The sequence below is a fragment of the Kocuria sp. U4B genome, assembly GCF_054875615.1.
The window spans coordinates 2,248,332-2,269,567 of the sequence record NZ_CM142180.1 but is presented as its reverse complement, the minus strand read 5'-3'; the positions used below and the strand labels follow the sequence as shown (position 1 = coordinate 2,269,567).

Sequence of the window (21,236 nt, the reverse complement as noted above, 5' to 3'; positions counted from 1 at the left end):
CGCCAGGACCTGCCGGCGGGCGCGCTCAGACGGCCTTGCCGGGGTTGAGGATGTCGTGCGGGTCGAGGACGGCCTTGATCCGGTGCTGCAGGTCCCGGGAGAGTTCGCCGACCTCGGCGGTGAACCAGTCCCGCTTGAGCAGGCCCACACCGTGCTCGCCGGTCAGGGTGCCGCCGAGGCTCTGGGCGAGCTCGAACATCCGGGCCAGGGCGGTCTTCGGGGCGCCCTCCGTGATGGACCCGTGCGGCCCGACCACGATGACGGGGTGCAGGTTGCCGTCGGCGGCGTGGGCGATCGTGCAGATCTCCACGCCCGTCTCCCGGGCGATCTGCTGGATGCCGGTGACGGCCTCGGCGAGCCGGTTGCGCGGCACGCCCACGTCCCCGATGGAGGGCCGGCCCAGCTTCTCCAGCGAGGGGATCGCGTCCCGGCGGGCCTGGAGCAGGGCCTCGGCCTGCAGGGGGTCGTCGGCGATCAGGATCGAGTCCGCGAAGGGCTCGACGGCCCGGAGCACCACGTCGCGCTCGATCCCCGCGCCGAAGCCGTCGGTCTGCGCGAGCAGGAAGGCCTCGCCGCGCCGGCGGTGGTCGGTGCCGGTGGCGCGGTCGATGGCGCCGAGGGTCGGGCCGTCGACGAGCTCGAGCACCGAGGGCGTGGCCCGGGCCGCCACCACGGCGGAGGCGGCCGCCGCCGCGGCGCCCACGTCCCGGAAGTAGGCGGCGAGGGTGGCCGTGGCCACCGGCGCCGGGCGCAGCCGCAGCGTCGCCTCGACGACGACGCCGAGGGTGCCCTCGGAGCCGATGAACAGCGCGTTCAGGTCGTAGCCGGTCACGGCCTTGAGGGTCCGGGTCCCGGTGGCCAGCACCCGGCCGTCGGCGAGGACGACCTTCAGCCCGAGCACCGCCTCGCGCGTCACGCCGTACTTGGCGCAGCGCATGCCCCCGGCGTTGGTGGCGATGTTGCCGCCGATGGAGCAGATGGCGGTGCTGGCGGGGTCCGGGGCGTAGAACAGGCCGTGCTCGGCCGCCGCCGCGTTGAGGTCGGCGTTGAGCACGCCCGGCTCCACGACCGCGGTCTGCTCCACCGGGTCGATGCCGAGGATCCGGTTCATCCGCTTCACGTCGAGGACGATCTCGCCGGCCCGCGCGGCGGCGCCGGCGGCGAGGCCCGTGCCGGCCCCGCGCGGGACGACGGGGATGCGGTGCTCGTGGGCCAGCCGGAGGGTCTCGACGACGTCCTGGACCGACTCGGCCCGGACGACGCCGTCCGGCAGCGTCGGCGGGACGTAGCCCGACCGGTCCGTGCGCACCCGCTCGAGCTCCGCGGGCTCCTGGGTGAAGCGGGGCAGCGCGGCCAGGACCTCGGACAGGCGGTGGGCGGGGCTGTTGCTGGTCATCGGTCGCCTCCTTGCGACGACGGGCGCCGCCGCCCGGTCCCGCGGGACGCGCCGGCCGGTCAGTGCGACCGTAGGCAGTGGTGTGCTCCGGAGCAACGACCCGGCTCAGATGTGGCGCCGTGTTGCAGCCGCTCCCCCGGCCGGGACCCGGGGGCCCCGCACGGCGCCGCCCCGCAGCAGCGCCACCGCCGCGGCCGTCAGCACCGCGCCCGCCAGGACCAGGCCCGGCGAGAGCCACCAGCTGATCTGCAGGAACGGCGGGACGAAGCCGAGCAGCACCGCGAGCGCCACGCGCGGCGCGGCGGGCGCCCGGCGCCCCGGCGCAAGCGCCGTCGGGGCGCGCTCGGCGCGCACCAGGGGCACGCTGAGCGCGGCGAGCACGGCGCCCGCCGCCACGCCCAGCGGGACCCGCCAGGCCCACCAGGCGGCCGAGCCGGGCTCCGGGTCGGGACCGCCGAGGAGGAACCACCCCGCCACCACGGCCACGATCACCGGCAGGTGCCACAGGTAGACGGTCATGGCGCGGCCGCCCACGAGGAGGGCCACGAGCTGGGCCGGCCGGGCGCGCATCAGCCGCGCGAGCGCCGGCGCGGCCACCTGCAGCAGGCACGCCTGCGCCACCCCGAGCAGCACCATGCAGACGGTGGCGGGGTTGAGGTTGGTGAGCATGTCCGGGGCGTACCAGCCGGCACGCACGAGCAGGCCGAGCGCGAGGACGCACCCGGCCGCGACGGCCAGCAGCCACGGCACGGGACGGCGCGCGAACGCGCCGTCGGCGCGGAAGAAGCCCAGCTGCTGCACGAGGGGCCACACGAGGACGAGATTGGCCAGGCCCACCCAGGCCGCGCCGGTGGTGATCCGCAGGGCGTCCACGGCCACGACCCCCGCCAACAGCGCCAGCACGGTCCCCCGCGGCGCCCGGTCGTGCCACCGGGCCGTGAGGGGCAGCAGCGCCTGGCACGCGAGGTAGGCGGCGAGGAACCACAGGGGCATGCCCACGCCCTGGAGCACCATCACCAGCAGCTCCGGCGGGGCGCCGGCCACGAGGGCGGCCCCGCAGGCGAGCGCCAGCACGGTCCACAGGACCAGCGCGGGGCGCAGGAGGCGCAGCGCCCGGAGGCGGACCCAGCCGGGGCCGCCTCCGCCGCGGGCGGCGTGCCGGCGCCAGGACAGCACCGACGCGTGCCCGCCCACGACGAAGAACAGGGGCATCACCTGGAGCACCCAGGTGGCCCACCAGTACCAGGGCTGCCGGGTGGGGACCATGACGGTGGCGGGCTCCCCGGTCGCGGGGTCGGCCGTCACCGTGACCATGAGCAGGTGGATCAGGACCACGGCCAGGAGGCAGCCGGTGCGGGCGGCGTCGACGGCGGGATCCCTTTCCGCGGGCGCCTCCGCGCCCCGGGCGGAGGCGCCGGCGAGGGCGGGCTCAGCCACGCCGTCGGGCGCCGGCCGCGCCCACGACCACGGCGAGGACCGGCAGCGCGGACGCCGCGAGCGCGAAGGCCACGAGGGCGAGCAGCACGAGGACGGCGTCGCCGGGCGTGACCGCGAGCATCCCGGGCCGCTGCCCGGCGCCGGCCAGCGTGCCCGCCAGCAGCGCCGCCTGGGGCACCAGGACGGCCGTGAGGGCCACGCCCGCCCACAGCACCACCGCGGGCGCTGCGGGGCCGCGGCGCCCGTCGAGGAACGCCCAGGCGACGGCGAGCAGCCCGGCGGCGAGCAGGCCCGCCGGGAACGCGTCGGCGCCCGTCCCGCCCTGCGCCGCCCCGAACCGGCCCACGAGGGCGGCCACGGCCACGCCGGTCAGCAGGACGGCTCCGGCCCGCAGCAGCAGCCGCAGCCCGGTCCGCCCGGTGCCCGCGGGGTGTCGGTGCGCGGCGGGGACGGCGCCGCCCGCCGGGAGGTCTGCCGTCATGGTGGGTCTCCTCGCCGGGGCCGACAGTGCTGAGCGAAGCATAAGCACCCGGGCGCCGTTCGCAGGAGAGAACGCGGAGAGGACGACACGCCGCCGGGTCCTGCGGACCGGCGGAGGACCGGGCGGGCACGCGGTGCCGTGCGGTGGGCACCGGCCCGCCGCACGGTGCCGTCCCCCGGGTGGACGACAGCCCCTGCGCGATCAGGTAGTGTATTCCCTCGGTTCCTGCTGGAGCCACGAATGCGGCAGTAGCTCAGCTGGTAGAGCGCCACCTTGCCATGGTGGAGGTCGCGGGTTCGACTCCCGTCTGCCGCTCTTCCCGTCCCACCGGCCGCCTTCGTCCCGCGCCCGCCCGCGGCGGACACCCCGCCCGCACGGGTCCCGGCCGCGCCCGCCACGGCCCCCGGGCCCCGCAGCGGCAGGACAGGTCGCAAGCGGTGATGGAAGGCTGGTGGCATGACGGCGAGCTACCGATACGACGTGGAGGTTCTGCACCTGCTCGTGTCCCCCGCGCACGCCTACTTCGGCCGCGCCCGGGACGGCGCGGCCGACGTCCCCAGCACGGACGCCGAGCGCGTCGAGCTGGTGGCGGGCAAGGGCATCGTCGGCGACCGGTTCTTCGGCAAGGCCGCGCACATGGACGCCGCGGTCACCCTGCTGGCGGTCGAGGCGCTCGAGGCCATGGCCGGGGACCTCGGCGCCGGGCCCTTCGACCCGCTGCTGCCGCGGCGCAACGTGGTCCTCCGCGGCGCGCAGCTGGCTCCGCTGCTGGGCGAGGAGTTCGCGCTGGAGTCCCGCGGGGCTCTCGTGCGGCTGCGGGGCGGGCGGCCCGCCCACCCCTGCGCCTGGATGGACCGGGTGCTGGCCCCGGGTGCGCACGCCGCGATGCGCGGGCGGGGAGGCATCCGGTGCCGGCCCCTGTCGGACGGGGTCCTGCACCGCGGGCCCGCCGTGCTGCACAGCCCGGTGCCGCTCGAACCGCAGCGCGCCGGTGCCGCCGTCCTGCGCCGGCCGGAACGGCTGCCGTAGCACCCACGGCGGCGACCGGAGTCGCCCCGTCCCCCGACCACGCCCACGACCACGTCCCTGCGGGAATAGCGACCGTGCCTGCACGGTTGTCCGCTGGGCACGAACGCCACAGCGGCGTCCAGCGAAAGGAACCCAAGAACCCATGGCCACCGATTACGACGCCCCGCGCGTCACGCCGGAAGACCAGCCCGCCAACGAGTCGCTCGAGGCGATCCAGGCCCAGCGCAGCGCGATCACCCAGACCGCGGTGATCGACGCCGAGGACCTCGACACGGCCGAAGGCATCGACCTGCCCGGCGCCGACCTCTCGCACGAGGAGCTCACCGTCCAGGTCATCCCCGAGCAGGAGGACGAGTTCACCTGCGCCTCCTGCTTCCTGGTGCGCCACCGCAGCCAGCTGGCCCGCAACACCGACGGGCACAAGTACTGCAGCGACTGCGAGGCCTGACCCGCCCCGCTTCCCCGGGGAGCCGTCGTCCCCCGGCCGCAGGGGCCGGCGGTGGGGAAAACCGCAGCCGTAACAGGTGGAGAACGTCGCAGTCGGGAGCAGGCCGCCGACCGTAGCGTGAGTGCCATGAGCACACCGCACGACACCCGGCCCCTGCCGCCCGCCCCGTGGAACCGCTCCGGGAGCACGGGCGCCCCCGGCGACGACGCCCACCACCCCCCGGCCGACGCCGGGCCCGCCGACGGCCCTGCCACCGGCCCCGGCGCTACCGCCGCCGGCCCCGGCGCCACCCGCAGCGGGTTCCGCGAGTGGGGGCCGTGGTCGCCCAGGACCCTGTTCTTCGGCACGACCGACCTCGTGGTGGACGCCGCGCTCGGCACCCTGTGGCTGACCGCGCTGTTCTCCCTGCTCGCCGCGGCCATCGCCTCCCTGCCCGTCCTGGTGGGCGTGGTCCTGCTGGTGGCGGCGGTCTACGCGGTCCGCGGGATCGAGTGGATCGAGCGCCGCCGCACGCAGGCGGCGTTCGGTCTCCACCTGCCCGCCCCCCACCGGCGCCGCTCCCCGCGCCCCGACGGCTGGCGCCACCTGCACCAGCTGTGGCTGGACGTCTCCGACGGCGCGTTCTGGACCGGGCTGCTGCACCTGGCCCTGACCACGGCCCTGGGCTGGGTCGCGGTCGGCGCGCTCGCCGGGACGGGCGCGGCCGTCGCCCTGGCCGTCGCCCTGGCCTTCGCCCCGCTGTACGCCGCCGAGAACAACCCCGTGTGGCCCTCCGAGGTGCTCGGCGCCTGGCCCGCCTGGGCCGTGGTCCTCGCGGGGATCACCCTGGCGCTGCTCGGCCTGCTGGTCGCCCTGCTGTGCACGGCCGCCCACCGGGGGCTGTCCCGCCTGCTGCTGCGCGTGGACGAGGCCTCCGAGCTGCGCCGCCGCGCCGCGGCCGCCGCCGCCGCCCGCGAGACCGCGGTGCGCGGCGCCCGCACGGAGCGCTCCCGGATCGAGCGGGACCTGCACGACGGCGTGCAGCCCCAGCTCGTGGCCGTGGCCATGAACCTGTCGATGGCCCAGCGGCGGATCGACGACGACCCCGCCGCCGCGAAGGAGCTCATCGGCGAGGCCCACGCCACGACCAAGGCCGCGATCACCGAGCTGCGCCGCCTCGCCCGCGGCTTCCACCCCGCCGTGCTGGAGGACCGGGGCCTCGACGCCGCCCTGTCCGCCGTCGCCGCCCAGTCCCCCGTCCCGGTGGCCGTGGACGTGCAGGTGCCGCGCCTGGCCCCGGAGACCGAGGCCGCGGTGTACTTCGCGGTGGCCGAGGGCCTCGGCAACGTGGTCAAGCACGCCGGGGCCTCCGCCGCCTCCGTCCGGGTGGTCCTCGAGCACGACGCCGCGACCGGCGCCCCGCGCGTGGTCGCCCGGATCGCCGACGACGGCCGCGGCGGCGCCGTCGTGGTCCCCGGGGGCGGGCTGTCCGGGATCGCCGACCGGATCCGCTCCGCCGGCGGGCGCTTCCTCCTCGACTCGCCCGCGGGCGGGCCCACCGAGCTGACCGTCGAGCTGCCCGTCGCCCCGGGGGGTGCGTTCTGATGCGCATCGTCATCGCCGAGGACGCCGTCCTGCTGCGCGCGGGCCTCGTGCGCCTGCTCACCGAGGCCGGCCACGACGTCGTCGCCGACGTCGACACCGCGGAGGGTCTCCTGAAGGCCGTCGAGCAGCACGGCCCGGACTTCGCGCTCGTGGACGTGCGGCTGCCGCCGACCTTCACGGACGAGGGCATCCGCGCCGCCGTGCTGCTGCGCTCCCAGCACCCCCGGATCGCGGTGCTCGTGCTCTCCCAGTACGTGGAGGAGCGCTACGCCTCCGAGCTCATCGCCTCCCGCCGGGACGGGCTGGGCTACCTGCTCAAGGACCGGGTGGCGGACGTCGACCAGTTCCTGGAGTCGGTGGAGACCGTGGGCGCCGGCGGCACCGTCCTGGACCCGGAGGTGGTCTCGCAGCTGCTGGTCCGCTCCCGCCACCGCCGCGACCTCGACCTGCTCTCCCCGCGCGAGCACGAGGTGCTCGGGCTGATGGCCCAGGGCCTGTCCAACGCCTCGATCGCCGCGAACCTGTTCCTCACCGAGTCCTCCGTGGAGAAGCACATCCGCTCCGTGTTCACCAAGCTCGGCCTCGCCCACGAGGACGGCGGCAACCGCCGCGTCCGCGCCGTCCTGCGCTACCTCGGCTATCCCGACCCCGGGCCCGGCCACCCGGCCGCGCCCCACCCGCTGCCCCGACCGACCGACACGACCCAGGAGTTCCGGCCATGACGTACCTTCCTCCCTCCGACCCCCGGGCCGCCGCGCCCGGCCCCTCCCGGGACACGGTCAGCGCCGGTGAGCGCACCGCCTGGCTCGTCCCGACCGCCGTGCTCGGCGGCATCGGCGCCCTGCTGCTGCTGGGCGGCGGCGGGGCGGCGATGGCCGCGTCCCTGTCGGTCGAGCAGCGCACGATCGACGCGACCGTGGCCGAGGCCGTGGACACCGTCGTGGTCGACGGGCACTCGGCCGTGGTGGAGGTCGTCACGGCGGACGTCCCCGACCTGCGGGTGGAGGCCGTGTACGCCGGGATCGGCCTCGACCGCGCCCCGGAGCCCCGGGTGCAGGACGGCCGCCTCACGGTCGACGCCCTGCCCTCCGGCCGCTGGCCGGGAACGGGCACGGGGATGCAGGTGACGGTCACCGTCCCGGCCGGGGACGAGCCCGTGGACCTGCGGCTGAGCAGCGACGCCGGCACCCTGCGCGTGGACGGGGACTTCGGCGACGTCGGCGTCACGACCGACGCCGGAGTGGTCCAGGTGAGCGGCAGCGCCCGCAGCCTCTCGGCGGTCTCGCAGGTCGGCACCGTCCTCGCCGAGGACGTGCGGGTGCGCGAGGACCTGGACGTGCACACGGAGTTCGGCGCGACCGAGGTGGAGGTCCTCGGCGACGCCCCGCGACGGTCCTCCGTGACCACGCGCACCGGCGCCATCGAGGCGGCGCTGCCCGAGGCGAACTACTGGCGGCCCACGGTCGCCGGCGCCGACGACCGGGACCCCGAGGAGCTGACGACGGCCACGGTGTGCGCCGCGGCCCCGGCGGAGCGCCCGTGCCTGTACGTGTCCTCGGCCGTGGGTGCGGTGGAGCTCACCCAGGGCGACCGGAGCCCCGCTGCCGGCGGGGAGTAGACTGGCAGCGTTGTCCGGGTCGGGCGCGCCGGGAGGGGGGACGGTGCGCACAGCCTTCGAGGACGCCCGTGAACCCCCTCACCACCTCCCGCACCCCTCCCACGGTGGAGCAGCCCGCCGCTGACCGGCCCCTGGCCGGGCGGTCCCCGGCCGCCGCTCCCGGGACCGGGCGCAGCGCCCGCCGCACGGCCCCGCCGTCCGGCGGGCGCTACGCCCGGCTCCCGCAGCTGGCCGGCCGCGGCTTCCTGCCGATCGCCTTCCTCGCCCGCCTGCCGCTGGCCATGATCACCGTGGGCGCCCTGACCCTGGCGACCGCCGTCACCGGCTCCTACGCCTCCGGCGGGCTCGCCGCGGGGGCCGTGGGGATCGGCTCCGCCCTGGGCGGCCCGCTGATGGGCCACCTCGCCGACCGGGCGGGCCAGCGCGCCGTGCTGCTGGCCTCGGCCGTCGTCCACGCCGTCGCCGTCGCCGTGCTGCTGGCGGCCGCGTACGTGCCCCTGGCCCCCGGCGGCCCGGCCGTGCCGGCCCTCGTGGGCGCCTGCCTGCTCGTCGGCGCCACCTGCCCGCAGGTGAGCCCGCTCGCCCGCGTGCGCTGGCGGGCCCTCACCGGCGGCCGGCGCGAGGAGCTGGACACCGCGCTGTCCTACGAGTCCACAGCGGACGAGCTGACCTTCGTCCTGGGCCCGGCCCTCGTGGGCCTGCTGGCCTCGCTCGTCACCCCCTGGGCGCCCTTCGTCCTCGCGGGGGTCCTGACGCTGACCATGGTGGCGCTGTTCGCCGTGCACCCGACCCATCTCGCGGTGCCGGCCGCCTCCCGCGAGGCCCGGCGGCGCGCGGCCGTGCGCTCCACGGCGCGGGAGCGGGTGCTCGTGCTGCTGCCGGTGCTGGGCATGGTGGCCATGGGCACGTTCTTCGGCGCCGTCCAGAACGCGCTCAACGCCTTCGGGGGCGCCCTCGGCGCGCACAGCGCGGCCGGCCTGCTCTACGCCGTGCTGGGCATCAGCTCGGCGGCGGCGGCGCTGTCCGTCGCGTGGTGGCCCCAGCGCTTCCGGCCCGCCGCCCGCTGGGTGGCCGGCGCCGCCGCCATGGCCGCGCTGAGCCCGCTGCTCCTCCTGCCCGGCGGGCTCGTCCCGATGCTGGCCGTGCTGCTGGTCGTGGGCGTGCCCGTGGGCCCCACCATGGTCACCGTCTACACGATCGGCGGGGACGTGGCCCGCCCGGAGCGGCTGGGCACGGTGATGACGCTGCTCGCGAGCGGCGTGGTGCTCGGCACGGCCGTGGGCGCGACGCTGGCCGGCGTCCTCGCCGAGTCGGCCGGGCACCGGGGCGCGTTCGCGGTGGCCGCCGGCGCGGCGCTCGCGATGACGGCGATCAGCGGGGCGGCGGCCCTGCTGGTGCGCCGGGACCGGGGGCCCGCCCTAGACGAGCGGTGACCTCGTCCGGTGCTCGGGGTTGCCGAGGCCCTCCCTGCCGTCGAAGCTGTCGACGAGCTGGCGCAGCGCCTCGAGCGAGCTCACCGTCTCCGACCAGCCCGTGACCTCCCGGATCCGGGTGGTGTCCATGAGCGGGACGGCGTCGGCCAGATCGATCCACCCGGGATCGGTGGGCTGCAGCCGCAGCCGGTAGGTGATCGCCACGAGGGCCCGCACCAGGGCCGGCGGCACGGGCAGGATCCGCTTGGCGCCCAGCACCTGGGCCACGCCGTCGGGGCCGACCACGGGCTCGGCCGCCACGTTGAAGATCCCCCCGGCCCGCTGCTGGATGACCCGCCAGAACGCGTCCGCGACGTCGTCCGTGTGCAGGACCTGGAAGCGGAACCTCTCCGGGAAGGGCAGCACGGGCAGGCGCAGCCGGGCGATCAGCCGCCGGGGCACCAGCGAGCCGAAGAAGTAGTCCCTGATCTCGGGGGCGGCGTCCGCCTGGAACAGGAACCCCGGCCGCAGCCGGGTCACCAGGACCTCGGGGTGGGCGGCCTCGAAGCGGTCGAGGATCGTCTCCGCCTCGGCCTTCTGCACGTTGTAGTGGGAGGTCTCGACCCCGCCGACGGGCCAGGACTCGTCCACGGGCCGGTCCTTGGGGCCGCGGCTGTAGGCGCCGAGGGACGAGGGGTAGACGACGTGGGGCACCCCCGCGAGCACCACGGCGTCCAGCACGTGGACCAGGCCGTCGACGTTGGCGGCGTGCATCAGCGCGAAGTCCCGGTTGGGCCTGATCAGCCAGACCAGGTTCACCACCGCGTCCGCCCCGCGCAGGATCCCGGCCAGCTCCGCGGTCGACTCCCGCGCGGCGATGTCGACGGTGTGCCACTGCACGCCGTCGTAGGGCTCACCGTCCCGCTCGGGGCCCTCGCGGGAGACCCCCACGATCTGCGTGACCTCCGGGGCGGCGTGCAGCCGGCGCAGCAGGGCGGTGCCCACGTTGCCGGTGGCTCCCAGGACGACGATCTTCACGGTGCTCTCCTCCCGTCCGGGCGGACCGGGGCCTACTGGTCCTGGACCCGGTCGCTCTTGCCCTGCAGGCGGTCGATGTGCTTGGAGGCCTCGGCCTTGGTGAGGTCGGCGGGCAGCTCCTCCCCGGCCTCGCGGGCCAGGGTGTCCAGGTAGCTGCGCTGCGCCGCGGTCATCGGCTCGTCGCCGGTGGCCCACTCGTCGGGATCGCGGTCGAGGCCGCTGCCCGGCTCGGGGCTGGACGCGCCGATGGTCTCCTGCTGGTCGGGATCCGGGGTGCCGTTCGCGTTCTCGCTCATGCGCCCATGATAGTCATATCGCTTACGATCTCTCTCGTGTTGCGCCCGGGCCCCCGGTGCGCCTGCCGCGGACCGGGCCGAGTCAGTACGCTGAGGAACCAGGCCGCAGGTCCCCCCGGACCGGCGGGGAGCGCACCGGAGGAGAAGCAGATGAGCGAGCACCCGCAGCACAGCACCGACAGCGCCGGGGCCCCCGCGGCCGCCGCGGTCCAGGCCGACAAGCTCGAGGCCTACATGCTGGGGCACTACATGGGCGCCCTGTCCGGGGTGCGGCTGTTCGACGAGGCCCGCCGGACCTGGGCGGGGACCCCGTACGAGGGCCGGTTCGCCGCGTTCGTGGAGGACATCCAGAACGACATCGTGCACCTCGAGTCCATGCTCGACCGCCTCGGCTCCTCCCGCCGGAAGCTGGTCAAGGGTCTGGGGACGGTCACCGGCGTCGCGTCCCGGCTCAACCCGCTGAGCCGGATCCGGAAGCGCGCCGGGATCGCCGCGCACGGTGAGCTCGAGATGCTGCAGTCCCTGGTGGTCGCCAAGCGCAGCATGTGGGTCACCCTCCTGGAGCTGGTCCCCGCGGAGCCGCGCCTGGACGCCGGGCAGCTGCGGAAGCTGGAGTCCGACGCCGCCGAGCAGTACGACCGGCTGCGGGCCATCGCCCGGGAGACGGCGCCCGGCCGGTTCCTCGCCGGGGGCTGAGCCCCGTGGCCGAGCCCCCGCGGAGGGCGGGCGGGCCCGACGACGACGCCGGAGCCGCCGCGGCGTGGGACGAGCTGCTGGCCGGCCGCGTCCCCCCGTCCCCCGCCCGGGGAGGGGAGCTCGCGGAGCGCTACGGCCCGCTCGTGGCCCACCGGGGACCGCTCGTCATCGCCCAGCTCGGCCAGAGCCTGGACGGGTTCATCGCCTCCCGCACCGGCCACGCCCAGTTCGTCACGGGGCCCGAGGACCGGGCGCACCTGCACCGCCTGCGCGCGCTGGTGGACGCCGTGGTCGTCGGGGCGGGCACCGTGACGGCGGACGACTGCCGCCTGACCGTCCGCGCCGTGCCGGGCCCCCACCCGGTGCGGGTGGTCCTGGACCCCACCGCGAGGACGCCGCCGGCGTCGGCGGTGCTCACCGACGGCGCCGCGCCGACGCTCTGGGTGGTGGGCGAGGACGCCGCCGTGCCCGGGGAGCCCGCGCCGCACGTCGTCGTCGTCCGCGTTCCCGCCCCCGGGCGGCACCTGCTCCCCGGGGACGTGCTGGCGCAGCTGGCCGCGCGCGGGCTGGACCGGGTGCTCGTCGAGGGCGGCGGGCGGACCGTCTCCCGCTTCCTCGCGGACGGCGCGCTGCACCGGCTCTACCTGACCACCGCGCCCATGCTGATCGGCGACGGCGTCCCCGGGATCCGCTTCCGCGGCACCGACCACCTCTCCGGCGCCCTGCGGGGCCCGGTGCGCCGCTTCGTGCTGGGCGAGGACCTCTGCACCGAGCTCGTCCTCCGTCCCTGACCCGCCCCGCGCGGCGGCCCCGGGCACGGCACGGGGGCGGGCTACCCTCAAGCCACTCGTACAGACCCTCAGCACGGACCACCAGCACAAGGAGGACCGACGTGCGCATCGTCGTCGCCCCGGACAAGTTCAAGGGCTCGCTCGAGGCCCCCGATGTGGCCGCGAGCCTCGCCGCCGGGATCCGCTCGGCGGATCCGTCGGCCGAGGTGGTGGTCCTGCCGGTGGCCGACGGCGGGGAGGGCACCCTCGAGGCCGCCGTCGGCGCCGGGTTCACCGCGCACGCCGTCACCGTGACGGGTCCCGTGGGGGAGCCGCTCGGGGCGCAGTTCGCCCTGCGGGGCACCACCGCCGTGGTCGAGATGGCGCTGGCCTCCGGGCTGGCGGTCCTGCCGGTGGACGAGCACGGGCAGCCCGTCCTCGACGCCCCCGGCGCGACGAGCCGCGGCACGGGCGAGCTCGTGCGCGCGGCCCTCGACGCCGGGGCGACGCGCGTGGTCCTCGGTGTGGGGGGCAGCGCCTGCACCGACGGCGGGGCCGGGCTGCTGCAGGCCCTGGGAGCCCGGCTGCTCGACGCCGACGGCGAGGAGCTCGGCCGCGGCGGCGCCGCCCTGGCCCGCCTCGCGCGCGTGGACCTCACCGGCCTGGACCCGCGCCTGACCGGGACCGAGGTGGTGCTGGCGGCCGACGTCGACCACCCGCTGCTGGGCGAGCGGGGCGCCGCGGCGGTGTTCGGCCCCCAGAAGGGCGCCTCCCCCGAGCAGGTGCGGGAGCTCGACGCCGCGCTGACCGTCCTGCGGGACCGGCTCGCCGACGCCCTCGGCGGACGGGCCCGGGACGCGGCCGAGGCGGCCGGGGCCGGGGCCGCGGGCGGCGTCGGCTTCGCCTCGCTCGCGGTGCTGGGCGCGCGGCGCCGGCCCGGCGTAGAGGTCGTCCTGGAGTTCGTCGGCCTCGCCGAGCGCCTGACCGGGGCGGATCTCGTCATCACGGGCGAGGGCAGCCTCGACGAGCAGTCCCTCGGCGGCAAGACCCCGCTGGGCGTGCTCGGCACGGCCCGCTCCGCGGGCGTGCCCGCGGTGGCCGTGTGCGGGCGGACCACGCTGGAGCCGCGGCTCCTGCGGGAGGCGGGCTTCCTGCGGACCTACGCCCTGACCGACCTCGAGCCGGACCCCCGCACGTGCATGCGCGAGGCCGGGCGGCTGCTCGAGGACGTGGGGGCCCGGCTGGTCCGCGAGCTGCCCGGGCTGCTGGCCGGGCAGCACCCCGGCCCGCAGGCGGCGGACCGCGCCCCCGGCCCCACGGCGGCCGGCGACGGCGCCCGGCAGGGCACCGCGTGACGGACGCCGCGGGCGGGCTCCCCGGCGGCTGCCCGATCCGCAGGGCCACGCCGGCGAGGCCGTCGTCCCCTACCGGGGCGGGGCACTGTCCGGGACGGTGCGCCGCACGTTCCAGCGCGGGGCCCCGGTGGACTTCACGACGCCGCGGGGCCGGCTGATCCTCCGCGGCGAGAACCGGCGCGGCTCCCGTCGCGGCCGCCGGGCGGGGCGGGCCCCGGGCCGTGGGCTCCGGTGCCCGCCGTCGGCCGCCCCGTTCCCGCACGGCGCTGCGGGGGCACGGCCCCGGGATCCCCCGGGCGCAGCCACCGGGCCAGCAGCACCGCCCCGGGCAGCGCGGAGACCAGTGCGAGCAGGCCGTAGCCGAGGGAGATCGCGAAGCCGGTCTCCGCCGGCAGGCCGTGGGCGAGCGCGGCGAGGGTCGTGCTCCCCTCGCGGGGGCCCCAGCCGCCCACGCCCAGCGGCACGGACATCCCCGCCAGGCCGAGGACCGTGGTGGCCCACAGCGCGCCGGGGGCCGCGTCCGGGGCGGTGCGGAGCCCCGCCACCAGGAACAGCCCCTGGTAGCACGCCCACGCGAGCACCGACAGGGCCCACACCGCCGCCCGGTCCCGGCCGGGGGCTCCGGCCGTGGCGCGCCACGCCACCGCCCCCACCGCCAGCGCTCCGACGGCGAGCGCCACCGCGAGCCACGCCCCGACGGCCAGGGCCGGGACCACGCCCACGGCGAGCAGGATCGAGGTGCCGGCGAGCCGCTCCCCGGCGACGGCGACGCCGGCCTCCGGCAGGGTGTCCCCGCCGCGGCGGCGGCGCAGCACGCGCACGGCGTCCCCGGCCACGCCCCCGGGCAGCAGGAGATTGACGAGCCCGGCGGCCCAGCACTCGCCCAGGGCCTCCCGGAAGGGGATCCGCACGCCGCGGGCCCGCGCCACGAGCCGCCACCGCTGGGCCTGGGCCGTGGTGGCCACGAGGCCCGCGGCGAGCGCGAGGACGACGGTGGCGGGGCTGAGCACCCCCAGGGCGCCGCCGAGGGCCCCGGGGCCCAGCGCCCGGAGCAGCGCGCCGAGCACGGCCAGTCCGGCCAGGGACCGGACGACGGCCCTCAGGAGCCGGCGGCCCGGGGGCGTCGCGGCGGGCCGGCGGTGCTCGGCACGGGCGCCGCCTACCGGCCGCGCGCGGGTGCCGCCGGCTCCGGTGCGGCCCCGAGCCGCCGGCCCACCCACCGGGCGACGGGCCCGGGCTCCCACCGGCCCACGCCGTCGACGTGCGCCACGGGCACGGCGCCCCGCAGCGAGTTGGTGACGAACAGCTCGGTGGCGCCGGCGAGCCCGTCGAGGCCCACCGGGTGCTCGTGGACGGTGCGCCCCCCGGCGCGCAGGGCGTCGATCGTGCGGGCGCGCAGCACGCCGGGCAGGATCCGCCCGTCGGCCGGCGGGGTGAGCACGCCGTCGCCGGTGACCACGAAGACGTTGGCGCGGCCGGTCTCCAGCAGCTCCCCGTCCGCCTCGACGAGCAGCGGGTCGCAGCTCGGGGACCACAGCCCCGGCGCGGGCGCCCACTCGAGCGCCCGGCGGTCCACCCACTTGTGCCCGCCGAGGCCTCCGGGCAGCACGAGGGGCACCAGCCGCCAGGCCTGCGCGGGCGAGAGGGTCAGCGCGGCCGTCGTGAGCTCCGTGCGCACCGTCCCCCCGCCGGGGACCGCGGTGATCCGCAGCCGGTGGGGCCCGGACAGCGCGTCCGCGCGGGCCCGGACCTCCTCCGGCAGTCCGGCGGGCAGCGGGGCGCCGTAGCAGGCGAGGGTGCTGGCCTCCAGACGGGCCAGGTGCCGGGCGAGGTCGACCGGCACCCCGGAGCGGACGAGCAGGGTCGTGAAGACCCCCCGCCCCGGATCCGGCGGCGGCACCGGCACCACGGGCAGCCCGCGCGCGGAAGGCTGCGAGCGCTCCGCCCACTCCGCGGCCAGCGGCGCGTCGAACCGGGCGCCGACGGCGCGCAGCAGGGGCCGGGCCTTCACGAGGGTCTCGTGGGCCTCGTCGACCGGGTCGGAGTCGGCCACGATCCCGCCGCCCACCCCGAGCCGCACCCGGTCCTCCGCGAACTCGAACGTGCGGATCGCGACGTTCAGCGCCAGCCCGGACGGGCCCGCGTAGCCGATGGCCCCCGTGTAGACCTCCCGCGCGGCGGGCTCGAGGGCGTGGATGATCTCCATCGCCCGGATCTTGGGGGCCCCGGTGCACGAGCCCGGGGGGAAGCTCGCCCGGAGCAGATCGGCGTCGTCGAGGCCGGGGCGCAGCCGCCCGTGGACGTCGGCCACCAAGTGGTGGACACCGGTGTGGGCCTCGACCCGGGGCGTGGCCGGGGCGCGCACGCTCCCCGGGACGCACGTGCGCGAGAGGTCGTTGCGCATCAGGTCCACGATCATGACGTTCTCGGCCCGGTTCTTCGCCGAGGCGTGCAGCGCCGCCGGGTCGGAGCTGCCGGGAGCGGTGCCCTTGATGGGGGAGCTCAGCACCTCGTCCCCGGTCCGGCGCAGGTAGAGCTCCGGCGACAGGCTCGCGACCGCGCCGCCCGGCAGCCGCAGGAAGGCCGCGAACCGTGGCCTGAGCGTCTCGTGCCCGGCGCAGAACAGGTCCAGGGGGTCGCCCTCGAAACCGGCCTCCAGGCCGCGGCACACGTTGGCCTGGAAGATGTCCCCGTCGCGGATGTGGCCCAGCGCGGCGGTGACGGCCGCGGCGTGCTGCGCCCCGGAGGCGTCCGCCGAGAACGGGCCGCACCGGTAGGGCTGCGCCCCGGCGGGCGCGGCCAGCGCCGCGGCGACGATCGCCGCGCTCTCGTCCACCCGCGCGGGGTCGGCGCCGGGCAGGGCCTCGAGGACCCACTCCCCGGTGCTCGCCCGGCGGCGCAGCGCGTGGTCGTAGTGGGCGAGGTGGTGGTCGGGCAGGCCACCGGCGTGCGGCGGGGGCGGCGGCAGGACCTCGAGGCTCCCGGCCAGCTGGTAGCCGAGGTAGCCGATCCAGCCGCCGCCGAACGCCTCGCCGGCCCCGGTGCGGATCCCGCCCCGGCCCGCCGCCCCCAGGGCCGCGAACGGGTCCTCGTCGGGGGCCAGCACCCGGGTGGGGCGGAAGGCGATCAGGGCGTCGCCGTGGTGCCAGTCGCCAAACAGCGCCGCCAGCCCGGGCTGGTCCCGCAGCGCCTGCAGCATCCGCACCGGTGTCACGGCCGCCGGGGCGACCACCCGCGGGCGCTCGGTCGGGCAGTGGTTGTCCATCGTTCCAGTCTCCCCCATCCGCCGGGTCCCGGGGAGCGGATTGACCGCCCCGCCGCGGCCCGGCCAGGATGGAGCACCCGATCCGGAGGAGGACCCGATGCCCCTGGCCCGCCCCGCCGCCCCGCGGTCCTCGGCGCGCCGGGACGGGCTGGCCGCCGTGCTCGCCACGGCGGCGGCCGTCGTGCTCCTCGCCCTCGTCACCGGCGCGGGGGCTCCCGTGGCGGCGGCCTCCGCGGTGCTGGGGCTCGCCGTGACCGGCGCGGTGGTGCGCAGCACCGTCCGCCGCCGCGACGAGCCCTACGGCCCGGCCGACCGGGTGACCGTGGCCCGCTCCGTGCTCGTCGCCGTGGCCGCCGCCCTGCTGCCGCTGGGCCTGGCCCCCGGGCCGGCCCAGGACGCGCTCCGCCCGGCCGCCGCCTGGTGCTGGGGCCTGTTCGCCGTGGCGCTGCCGGCCTGGCTGCTCGACGCGCTGGACGGCCGCGTCGCCCGCCGCACCGGCACCGCCACGCGCGCCGGGGCGCGCTTCGACCAGGAGGTCGACGCCGCCCTGATCCTGGTCCTGTCGGTGGCCGTCGCCGCGCGGATCGGGCTGCCGGGAGCCGCCTGGGTGCTGGTCATCGGCGCGCTGCGCTACCTGTTCCTGCTCGCCCTGCGGCTGCGCCCCGCCTGGCGCCGGCCCCTGCCGCCCAGCGGGTACCGCCGGACCACGGCGGGGATCCAGGGCGGGGTGCTGCTCGGCGCCCTGCTCCCCCTCGTCCCGCTGCCGCTCGCCGCCGGGGCCGTGGCGCTCGCCCTGGCCCTGCTGCTCGTCTCCTTCGGCCGCGACGTCGTGTGGCTCCGGCGGCGGGCGCGACCCTGAGGGAGGAGACGGAGCGGAGCAGGACGCCTAGCCCCGGCCCTGCCCCCGGGTCGCAGCCGGGGGCAGGCCCAGCAGGTCCGCGTGCCCCACCGTCGCCCGCAGCCTCCCCCGGGCGACGTCCACCAGGCGGGTGCGCAACCACGCGTGGGCCTCCGGCGTGAGGTCGGGGCGGTGCTCCACGGCGGCGTCCGCGCGGTCGGCGAGGAACCGCTCCAGGAGGGGCCGGGCCCACGGCTGGTCGGCCACCCACCACGGGGTGGGCACCACGTCCACGGCCATCCCGCACTCCCGCAGCGCGGTGGACGCCAGCCCCACCGCCTCCGGCCCGGCGAGCGCGCCGCGCTGCTGGTGGTCGTCGAAGGCGCCCAGCACGGGGGCGTCGAAGTGGTGGGGCGGGTCGAGCACGACCTCGCCGTCGACGGTGAGCGCGAACAGGGCCGGGACGCCGGCGGCGCACAGCACGCGGGCCAGATCCCGGATCTGCTCGTGGGAGAGCAGGTCCAGCAGCGCGGAGCACGTCACGAGCCGGCGGGCGGCCGGGTGCTCGGCGAGCACCCGCTCCAGTGCCTCCACCCCCGCGAGGACGGGCACGACGTCGGCCCCCTCCTCGCGCGCGACGGCCACCGCCCGGTCGAGCAGGTCGCGGTCGTGGTCCAGCAGCACCCAGCGCTGGGGGCCCGGCAGGAGCGGGGCCAGCCACGCCCGGTTGGCGCCCGTGCCGGCCCCGAGGTCGACGACGACGACGGGCTCGGCCTCCCCCGCCGCCCCGCCCGGCCCCACCTCCGGCGCGGACTCCGCCCAGTGCCGCACGAGCCGGTCGGTGAGGAACCGTGCGTCCTCGCGGGCCTCGGCGTCGGCGGGCGCGCGCAGGGCCAGCCAGTCGCCGGCCACGGGGCGCTGCGGTCCGGCCGTGTCGTTCGTGGTGCTGTCCATGGTCGTTCTCCTCCGGTCGTGGATCGGGTCAGGGGATGTCGGCGCCGAGGGCGGCGAGGACGTCGTGGGCGGTGTCCTGCCACGTGCGCAGGCTGCTCCGGCGGACGAGGGCGTTCGCCCGCCGGCACGCGCGCAGGGCGGGGTCCGTGAGCCAGGCGCCCAGGGCCCGGGTCCAGGCGGCCGGATCGGCGTCGAGCACGGCGCCGGCGCGGGCCGTCGGCGCGGGGGCCGCACCGGGGACGCCGTCGAGGGCCTCGACCGCACCCGTCCCCGCCGGCACCAGCGCGGGGATCCCGTGGGCGAGGGCCTCGGTGACGACCATGCCGTAGGTCTCGGTGGCCGAGGGCAGCACGAGCAGGTCGGTGGCCGCCCACTGCTGCTCCAGGGCCGCTCCCGTGAGCGGGCCGGTCCGGCGCACGCGTGCGGGGTCGGGGAACGCCGCGACCGCCGCCTCCAGCGCCCGGGCGTAGCCGGCGGGACCGGGGGCGCCCACGAGGTCGAGCGACCACTCGAGGTGCACCAGCGGGGCGAGGGCCTCCAGCAGCAGCGCCTGGTTCTTGCGGGGGGTCAGCGACCCCACGCAGGACAGCCGCGGCGGCACCGACCCCTGCGCCACGGGGGCCCGGCGGGTGCCGGGCACCGCCACGGCCGCGTCCCGGGTCCCGTAGCGCTCCCGCAGGTCCCGGGCGGCCCAGCGGCTGGTCACGACCACCCCGGTCGCGGCCGCGAGCGCGGCGGCCTCCCGCCGTGCCAGCAGCCCGGACTCGGCGGGGTCCAGACAGGTCTCGGCCGGCAGCGGCAGGTGCACCAGGACGTGGACGGGCACCCCGGAGCGCACGGCGTCGGCGACCACGTCCGGCGCGGCGCAACCCACGAGGCCGTCGAGCAGGACGGTGCGCCCCGGTGCGGGCCCGCCGAGGGCGGCGCGCAGCCGGTCCCGGGCGGCCGCGTTCGGACGGGGCCAGGCGCCGGCGACGGGCACCGTGCGGGCCGAATGGCCCAGGCCCCGCAGCGCCGCCACGAGCCGGAGGTCGTAGAGGGACCCGCCGGTCGGGCGCCCGTCGTCGGGCACCACGACCTCCAGGACCCCGCCGCCCCCCGCGCGCGCGCTCATCGGGCGGTGGCCGGCCCGCCGCGCTCGCTGAGCACGGGCAGCTCGAGGGTGTAGGAGGCCCAGGCGTCGGGGGTCTCGCGCAGGGTCACGGTGAGCCGCTCGAGCCCCGCGATCCCGGAGGCGCCGGCGGCCAGGCGCTCGGCGACGTGCTGGGCGAGGACCTCCGTGGTGGTCAGCCGCCCGGCGAAGTCGGGGTGCTCGTCGAGGTTGCGGTAGCGCAGCCCGGCGAGCACCCCGGAGAGCATCTCCGTGGCGGCGCCGATGTCCATGACCACGCCGTGCTCGTCCAGGACGGGCCGGGCCCAGGTGGTCTCGACCGCGTAGGTGGCCCCGTGCAGGTTCTGGGCCGGGCCGAAGAAGGGGTCCGGCAGGCTGTGGGCGATCATGATGTGGTCGCGGACGGTCAGCGTGAACACGGGGCTCCTCGGGTCTCGGGACGGGCTCGTCAGGCGTACGTCACCACGTGGCACAGCGCGCCCGGGGGGCCCTCGGCGAGCCGGGCCATGGTCGCGGGCAGCTCCTCGAAGGACGAGGACCCGGTGAGCAGGGCGTCGAAGCGGGGGTCGCGCAGGGCGTCCAGCGCCGCGGCGCGGCGCTCGGCGGTGCTGCGGCGGGCGCGCCGGGCGGGGGCGACGACCCCCACCTGGCTGGCGCGGATCTGCAGGCGACGGGCGTGGAAGTCGGCGCCCAGGGGAACGGCGGGGTCGTCGTCGCCGTACCAGGACATCTCGATGAGCTCGCCCTCGTCCCCGAGCAGCTCGAGCCCCCGGGCGAGCCCCGCGGCGGTCGAGGAGGCGTGGAGCACGACGTCGCACTCCCCCGCCGCGCCCTCCGGAAGCACGTGCTCCACGCCCAGGCGGCGGGCGAGCTCGGCGCGGACGGGCTGGGGGTCCACGAGCTCGAGGCGGGCGAGCGGGAACCGGGCCAGCAGCGCGGCGACGCAGGCCCCGATCATCCCGGCGCCCACCACGGCCACCCGGTCCCCGAAGCGGGGCGCGGCCTCCCACAGCGCGTTGACGGCGGTCTCGACCGGGCCGGCGAGCACGGCACGGTCGTCGGGCACGTCGTCGGGCACGGGCGTCACGGTGGAGGCGGGGACGACCCAGCGGTCCTGGTGGGGGTGCAGGCCGAACACGCGCCGGCCCACCAGCTCCTCGGGACCGTGCTCGACGACGCCCACGGCGAGATAGCCGTACTTCACCGGGCCGGGGAACTCGCCTTCCTGGAAGGGGGCGCGCATCCGTTCACGCACCCGCTCCGGGACGAGGCCGCGGTGCACCAGCGACTCCGTGCCGCGGCTGATCCCGGAGCGCAGGGTCCGGACCTCGACGTCGTCCGGGCCCGGCGCGGGCAGGGGCCCCGTGCGCAGCTCCCCCCGGCCGGGCGCCACCGTCCAGTAGGAGCGGCAGGTCCGGTCCCCCGCAGGCAGCTGGGCGGCGTCGGTCATGGTCCCATTGTGTCTATCCCGCCGCGCGATGGACAGACGCGGCGCGCCCGCGCGGACG

21 protein-coding genes and 1 tRNA gene are annotated in these 21,236 nt (G+C 77.8%); 11 read left to right on the top strand and 11 right to left on the bottom strand.

Features of this window, described 5'->3' with window-relative positions:
* Positions 1-25 precede the first annotated feature (25 nt).
* The 3 genes from ACYSMR_RS10760 to ACYSMR_RS10750 form a co-directional block, all read right to left on the bottom strand.
* Positions 26-1,396, bottom strand: coding sequence for an FAD-binding oxidoreductase (locus ACYSMR_RS10760; RefSeq protein WP_461745183.1), 1,371 nt, complete (start codon positions 1,394-1,396; stop codon positions 26-28).
* A gap of 105 nt (positions 1,397-1,501) precedes the next feature.
* Positions 1,502-2,833 carry an acyltransferase family protein gene (locus ACYSMR_RS10755; RefSeq protein ID WP_461745181.1) on the bottom strand — a complete coding sequence of 444 codons (1,332 nt, stop codon included), beginning with the start codon at positions 2,831-2,833 and terminating at the stop codon, positions 1,502-1,504.
* Positions 2,826-3,314 carry a hypothetical protein gene (locus ACYSMR_RS10750; RefSeq protein ID WP_461745179.1) on the bottom strand — a complete coding sequence of 163 codons (489 nt, stop codon included), beginning with the start codon at positions 3,312-3,314 and terminating at the stop codon, positions 2,826-2,828. Before ACYSMR_RS10750 ends, ACYSMR_RS10755 begins: the two co-directional genes overlap by 8 nt.
* A gap of 242 nt (positions 3,315-3,556) precedes the next feature.
* On the opposite strand from ACYSMR_RS10750, the gene ACYSMR_RS10745 reads away from it, so the two are divergent.
* The 7 genes from ACYSMR_RS10745 (at position 3,557) to ACYSMR_RS10715 (ending at position 9,426) form a co-directional block, all read left to right on the top strand.
* Positions 3,557-3,629 (top strand) — tRNA-Gly (locus ACYSMR_RS10745).
* Between the two features lie 141 nt (positions 3,630-3,770).
* Positions 3,771-4,343, top strand: a complete 573-nt coding sequence (locus tag ACYSMR_RS10740) for an MOSC domain-containing protein (RefSeq protein ID WP_309124865.1) — start codon at positions 3,771-3,773, stop codon at positions 4,341-4,343.
* A 142-nt stretch (positions 4,344-4,485) separates the two neighbouring features.
* A complete protein-coding gene (locus ACYSMR_RS10735; protein WP_251332151.1) occupies positions 4,486-4,791 on the top strand; it encodes a DUF4193 domain-containing protein in 306 nt (101 codons plus the stop codon).
* A gap of 126 nt (positions 4,792-4,917) precedes the next feature.
* On the top strand, positions 4,918-6,375 hold the full coding sequence (locus tag ACYSMR_RS10730) for a sensor histidine kinase (protein WP_461745176.1): 1,458 nt from the start codon (positions 4,918-4,920) through the stop codon (positions 6,373-6,375).
* On the top strand, positions 6,375-7,097 hold the full coding sequence (locus tag ACYSMR_RS10725) for a response regulator transcription factor (RefSeq protein ID WP_461745174.1): 723 nt from the start codon (positions 6,375-6,377) through the stop codon (positions 7,095-7,097). Before ACYSMR_RS10730 ends, ACYSMR_RS10725 begins: the two co-directional genes overlap by 1 nt.
* Positions 7,094-7,993, top strand: a complete 900-nt coding sequence (locus ACYSMR_RS10720; RefSeq protein WP_461745172.1) for a hypothetical protein — start codon at positions 7,094-7,096, stop codon at positions 7,991-7,993. The genes ACYSMR_RS10725 and ACYSMR_RS10720 overlap by 4 nt, the downstream gene beginning before the upstream one ends.
* A gap of 68 nt (positions 7,994-8,061) precedes the next feature.
* Positions 8,062-9,426: an MFS transporter gene (locus ACYSMR_RS10715; protein WP_461745170.1), complete on the top strand. Its 1,365-nt coding sequence runs from the start codon at positions 8,062-8,064 to the stop codon at positions 9,424-9,426.
* Here ACYSMR_RS10715 and ACYSMR_RS10710 read toward each other — a convergent pair.
* Positions 9,412-10,443 carry an NAD-dependent epimerase/dehydratase family protein gene (locus ACYSMR_RS10710; RefSeq protein ID WP_251332156.1) on the bottom strand — a complete coding sequence of 344 codons (1,032 nt, stop codon included), beginning with the start codon at positions 10,441-10,443 and terminating at the stop codon, positions 9,412-9,414. The genes ACYSMR_RS10715 and ACYSMR_RS10710 overlap by 15 nt on opposite strands.
* A gap of 32 nt (positions 10,444-10,475) precedes the next feature.
* Entirely contained in the window at positions 10,476-10,739 is a 264-nt protein-coding gene (locus ACYSMR_RS10705) for a DUF3072 domain-containing protein (protein WP_251332157.1), read from the bottom strand.
* Positions 10,740-10,889: 150 nt separating this feature from the next.
* Here ACYSMR_RS10705 and ACYSMR_RS10700 point away from each other — a divergent pair, with 150 nt between their 5' ends.
* The 3 genes from ACYSMR_RS10700 to ACYSMR_RS10690 all read left to right on the top strand — a co-directional run bounded on the left by ACYSMR_RS10700 (position 10,890) and on the right by ACYSMR_RS10690 (position 13,560).
* A complete protein-coding gene (locus ACYSMR_RS10700) occupies positions 10,890-11,435 on the top strand; it encodes a hypothetical protein (protein ID WP_461745167.1) in 546 nt (181 codons plus the stop codon).
* Between the two features lie 5 nt (positions 11,436-11,440).
* Positions 11,441-12,226: a RibD family protein gene (locus ACYSMR_RS10695; RefSeq protein WP_309126544.1), complete on the top strand. Its 786-nt coding sequence runs from the start codon at positions 11,441-11,443 to the stop codon at positions 12,224-12,226.
* Between the two features lie 101 nt (positions 12,227-12,327).
* Positions 12,328-13,560 carry a glycerate kinase gene (locus ACYSMR_RS10690; RefSeq protein WP_461745165.1) on the top strand — a complete coding sequence of 411 codons (1,233 nt, stop codon included), beginning with the start codon at positions 12,328-12,330 and terminating at the stop codon, positions 13,558-13,560.
* A gap of 134 nt (positions 13,561-13,694) precedes the next feature.
* On the opposite strand, the gene ACYSMR_RS10685 is transcribed toward ACYSMR_RS10690, so the two are convergent.
* On the bottom strand, positions 13,695-14,780 hold the full coding sequence (locus ACYSMR_RS10685) for a lysylphosphatidylglycerol synthase transmembrane domain-containing protein (RefSeq protein WP_461745163.1): 1,086 nt from the start codon (positions 14,778-14,780) through the stop codon (positions 13,695-13,697).
* A complete protein-coding gene (locus ACYSMR_RS10680; RefSeq protein WP_461745161.1) occupies positions 14,720-16,825 on the bottom strand; it encodes a bifunctional anthranilate synthase component I family protein/class IV aminotransferase in 2,106 nt (701 codons plus the stop codon). The genes ACYSMR_RS10685 and ACYSMR_RS10680 overlap by 61 nt, the downstream gene beginning before the upstream one ends.
* Positions 16,826-16,922: 97 nt before the next feature.
* Between ACYSMR_RS10680 and ACYSMR_RS10675 the strand changes: the two genes are divergently transcribed.
* Positions 16,923-17,684 (top strand): CDP-alcohol phosphatidyltransferase family protein, encoded by a 762-nt coding sequence (locus tag ACYSMR_RS10675; protein ID WP_309126573.1) that lies wholly within the window; start codon positions 16,923-16,925, stop codon positions 17,682-17,684.
* A 27-nt stretch (positions 17,685-17,711) separates the two neighbouring features.
* Here ACYSMR_RS10675 and ACYSMR_RS10670 read toward each other — a convergent pair whose 3' ends face one another.
* The 4 genes from ACYSMR_RS10670 to ACYSMR_RS10655 are packed head-to-tail and all read right to left on the bottom strand — an operon-like array spanning position 17,712 to position 21,178.
* On the bottom strand, positions 17,712-18,617 hold the full coding sequence (locus tag ACYSMR_RS10670) for a methyltransferase domain-containing protein (RefSeq protein WP_461745159.1): 906 nt from the start codon (positions 18,615-18,617) through the stop codon (positions 17,712-17,714).
* A 28-nt stretch (positions 18,618-18,645) separates the two neighbouring features.
* A complete protein-coding gene (locus tag ACYSMR_RS10665; RefSeq protein ID WP_461745157.1) occupies positions 18,646-19,731 on the bottom strand; it encodes a glycosyltransferase family 4 protein in 1,086 nt (361 codons plus the stop codon).
* On the bottom strand, positions 19,728-20,147 hold the full coding sequence (locus ACYSMR_RS10660) for a 6-pyruvoyl trahydropterin synthase family protein (protein WP_251332166.1): 420 nt from the start codon (positions 20,145-20,147) through the stop codon (positions 19,728-19,730). The genes ACYSMR_RS10665 and ACYSMR_RS10660 overlap by 4 nt, the downstream gene beginning before the upstream one ends.
* A 29-nt stretch (positions 20,148-20,176) precedes the next feature.
* Positions 20,177-21,178: a zinc-dependent alcohol dehydrogenase gene (locus tag ACYSMR_RS10655; RefSeq protein ID WP_461745155.1), complete on the bottom strand. Its 1,002-nt coding sequence runs from the start codon at positions 21,176-21,178 to the stop codon at positions 20,177-20,179.
* Between the last annotated feature and the right edge of the window lie 58 nt (positions 21,179-21,236).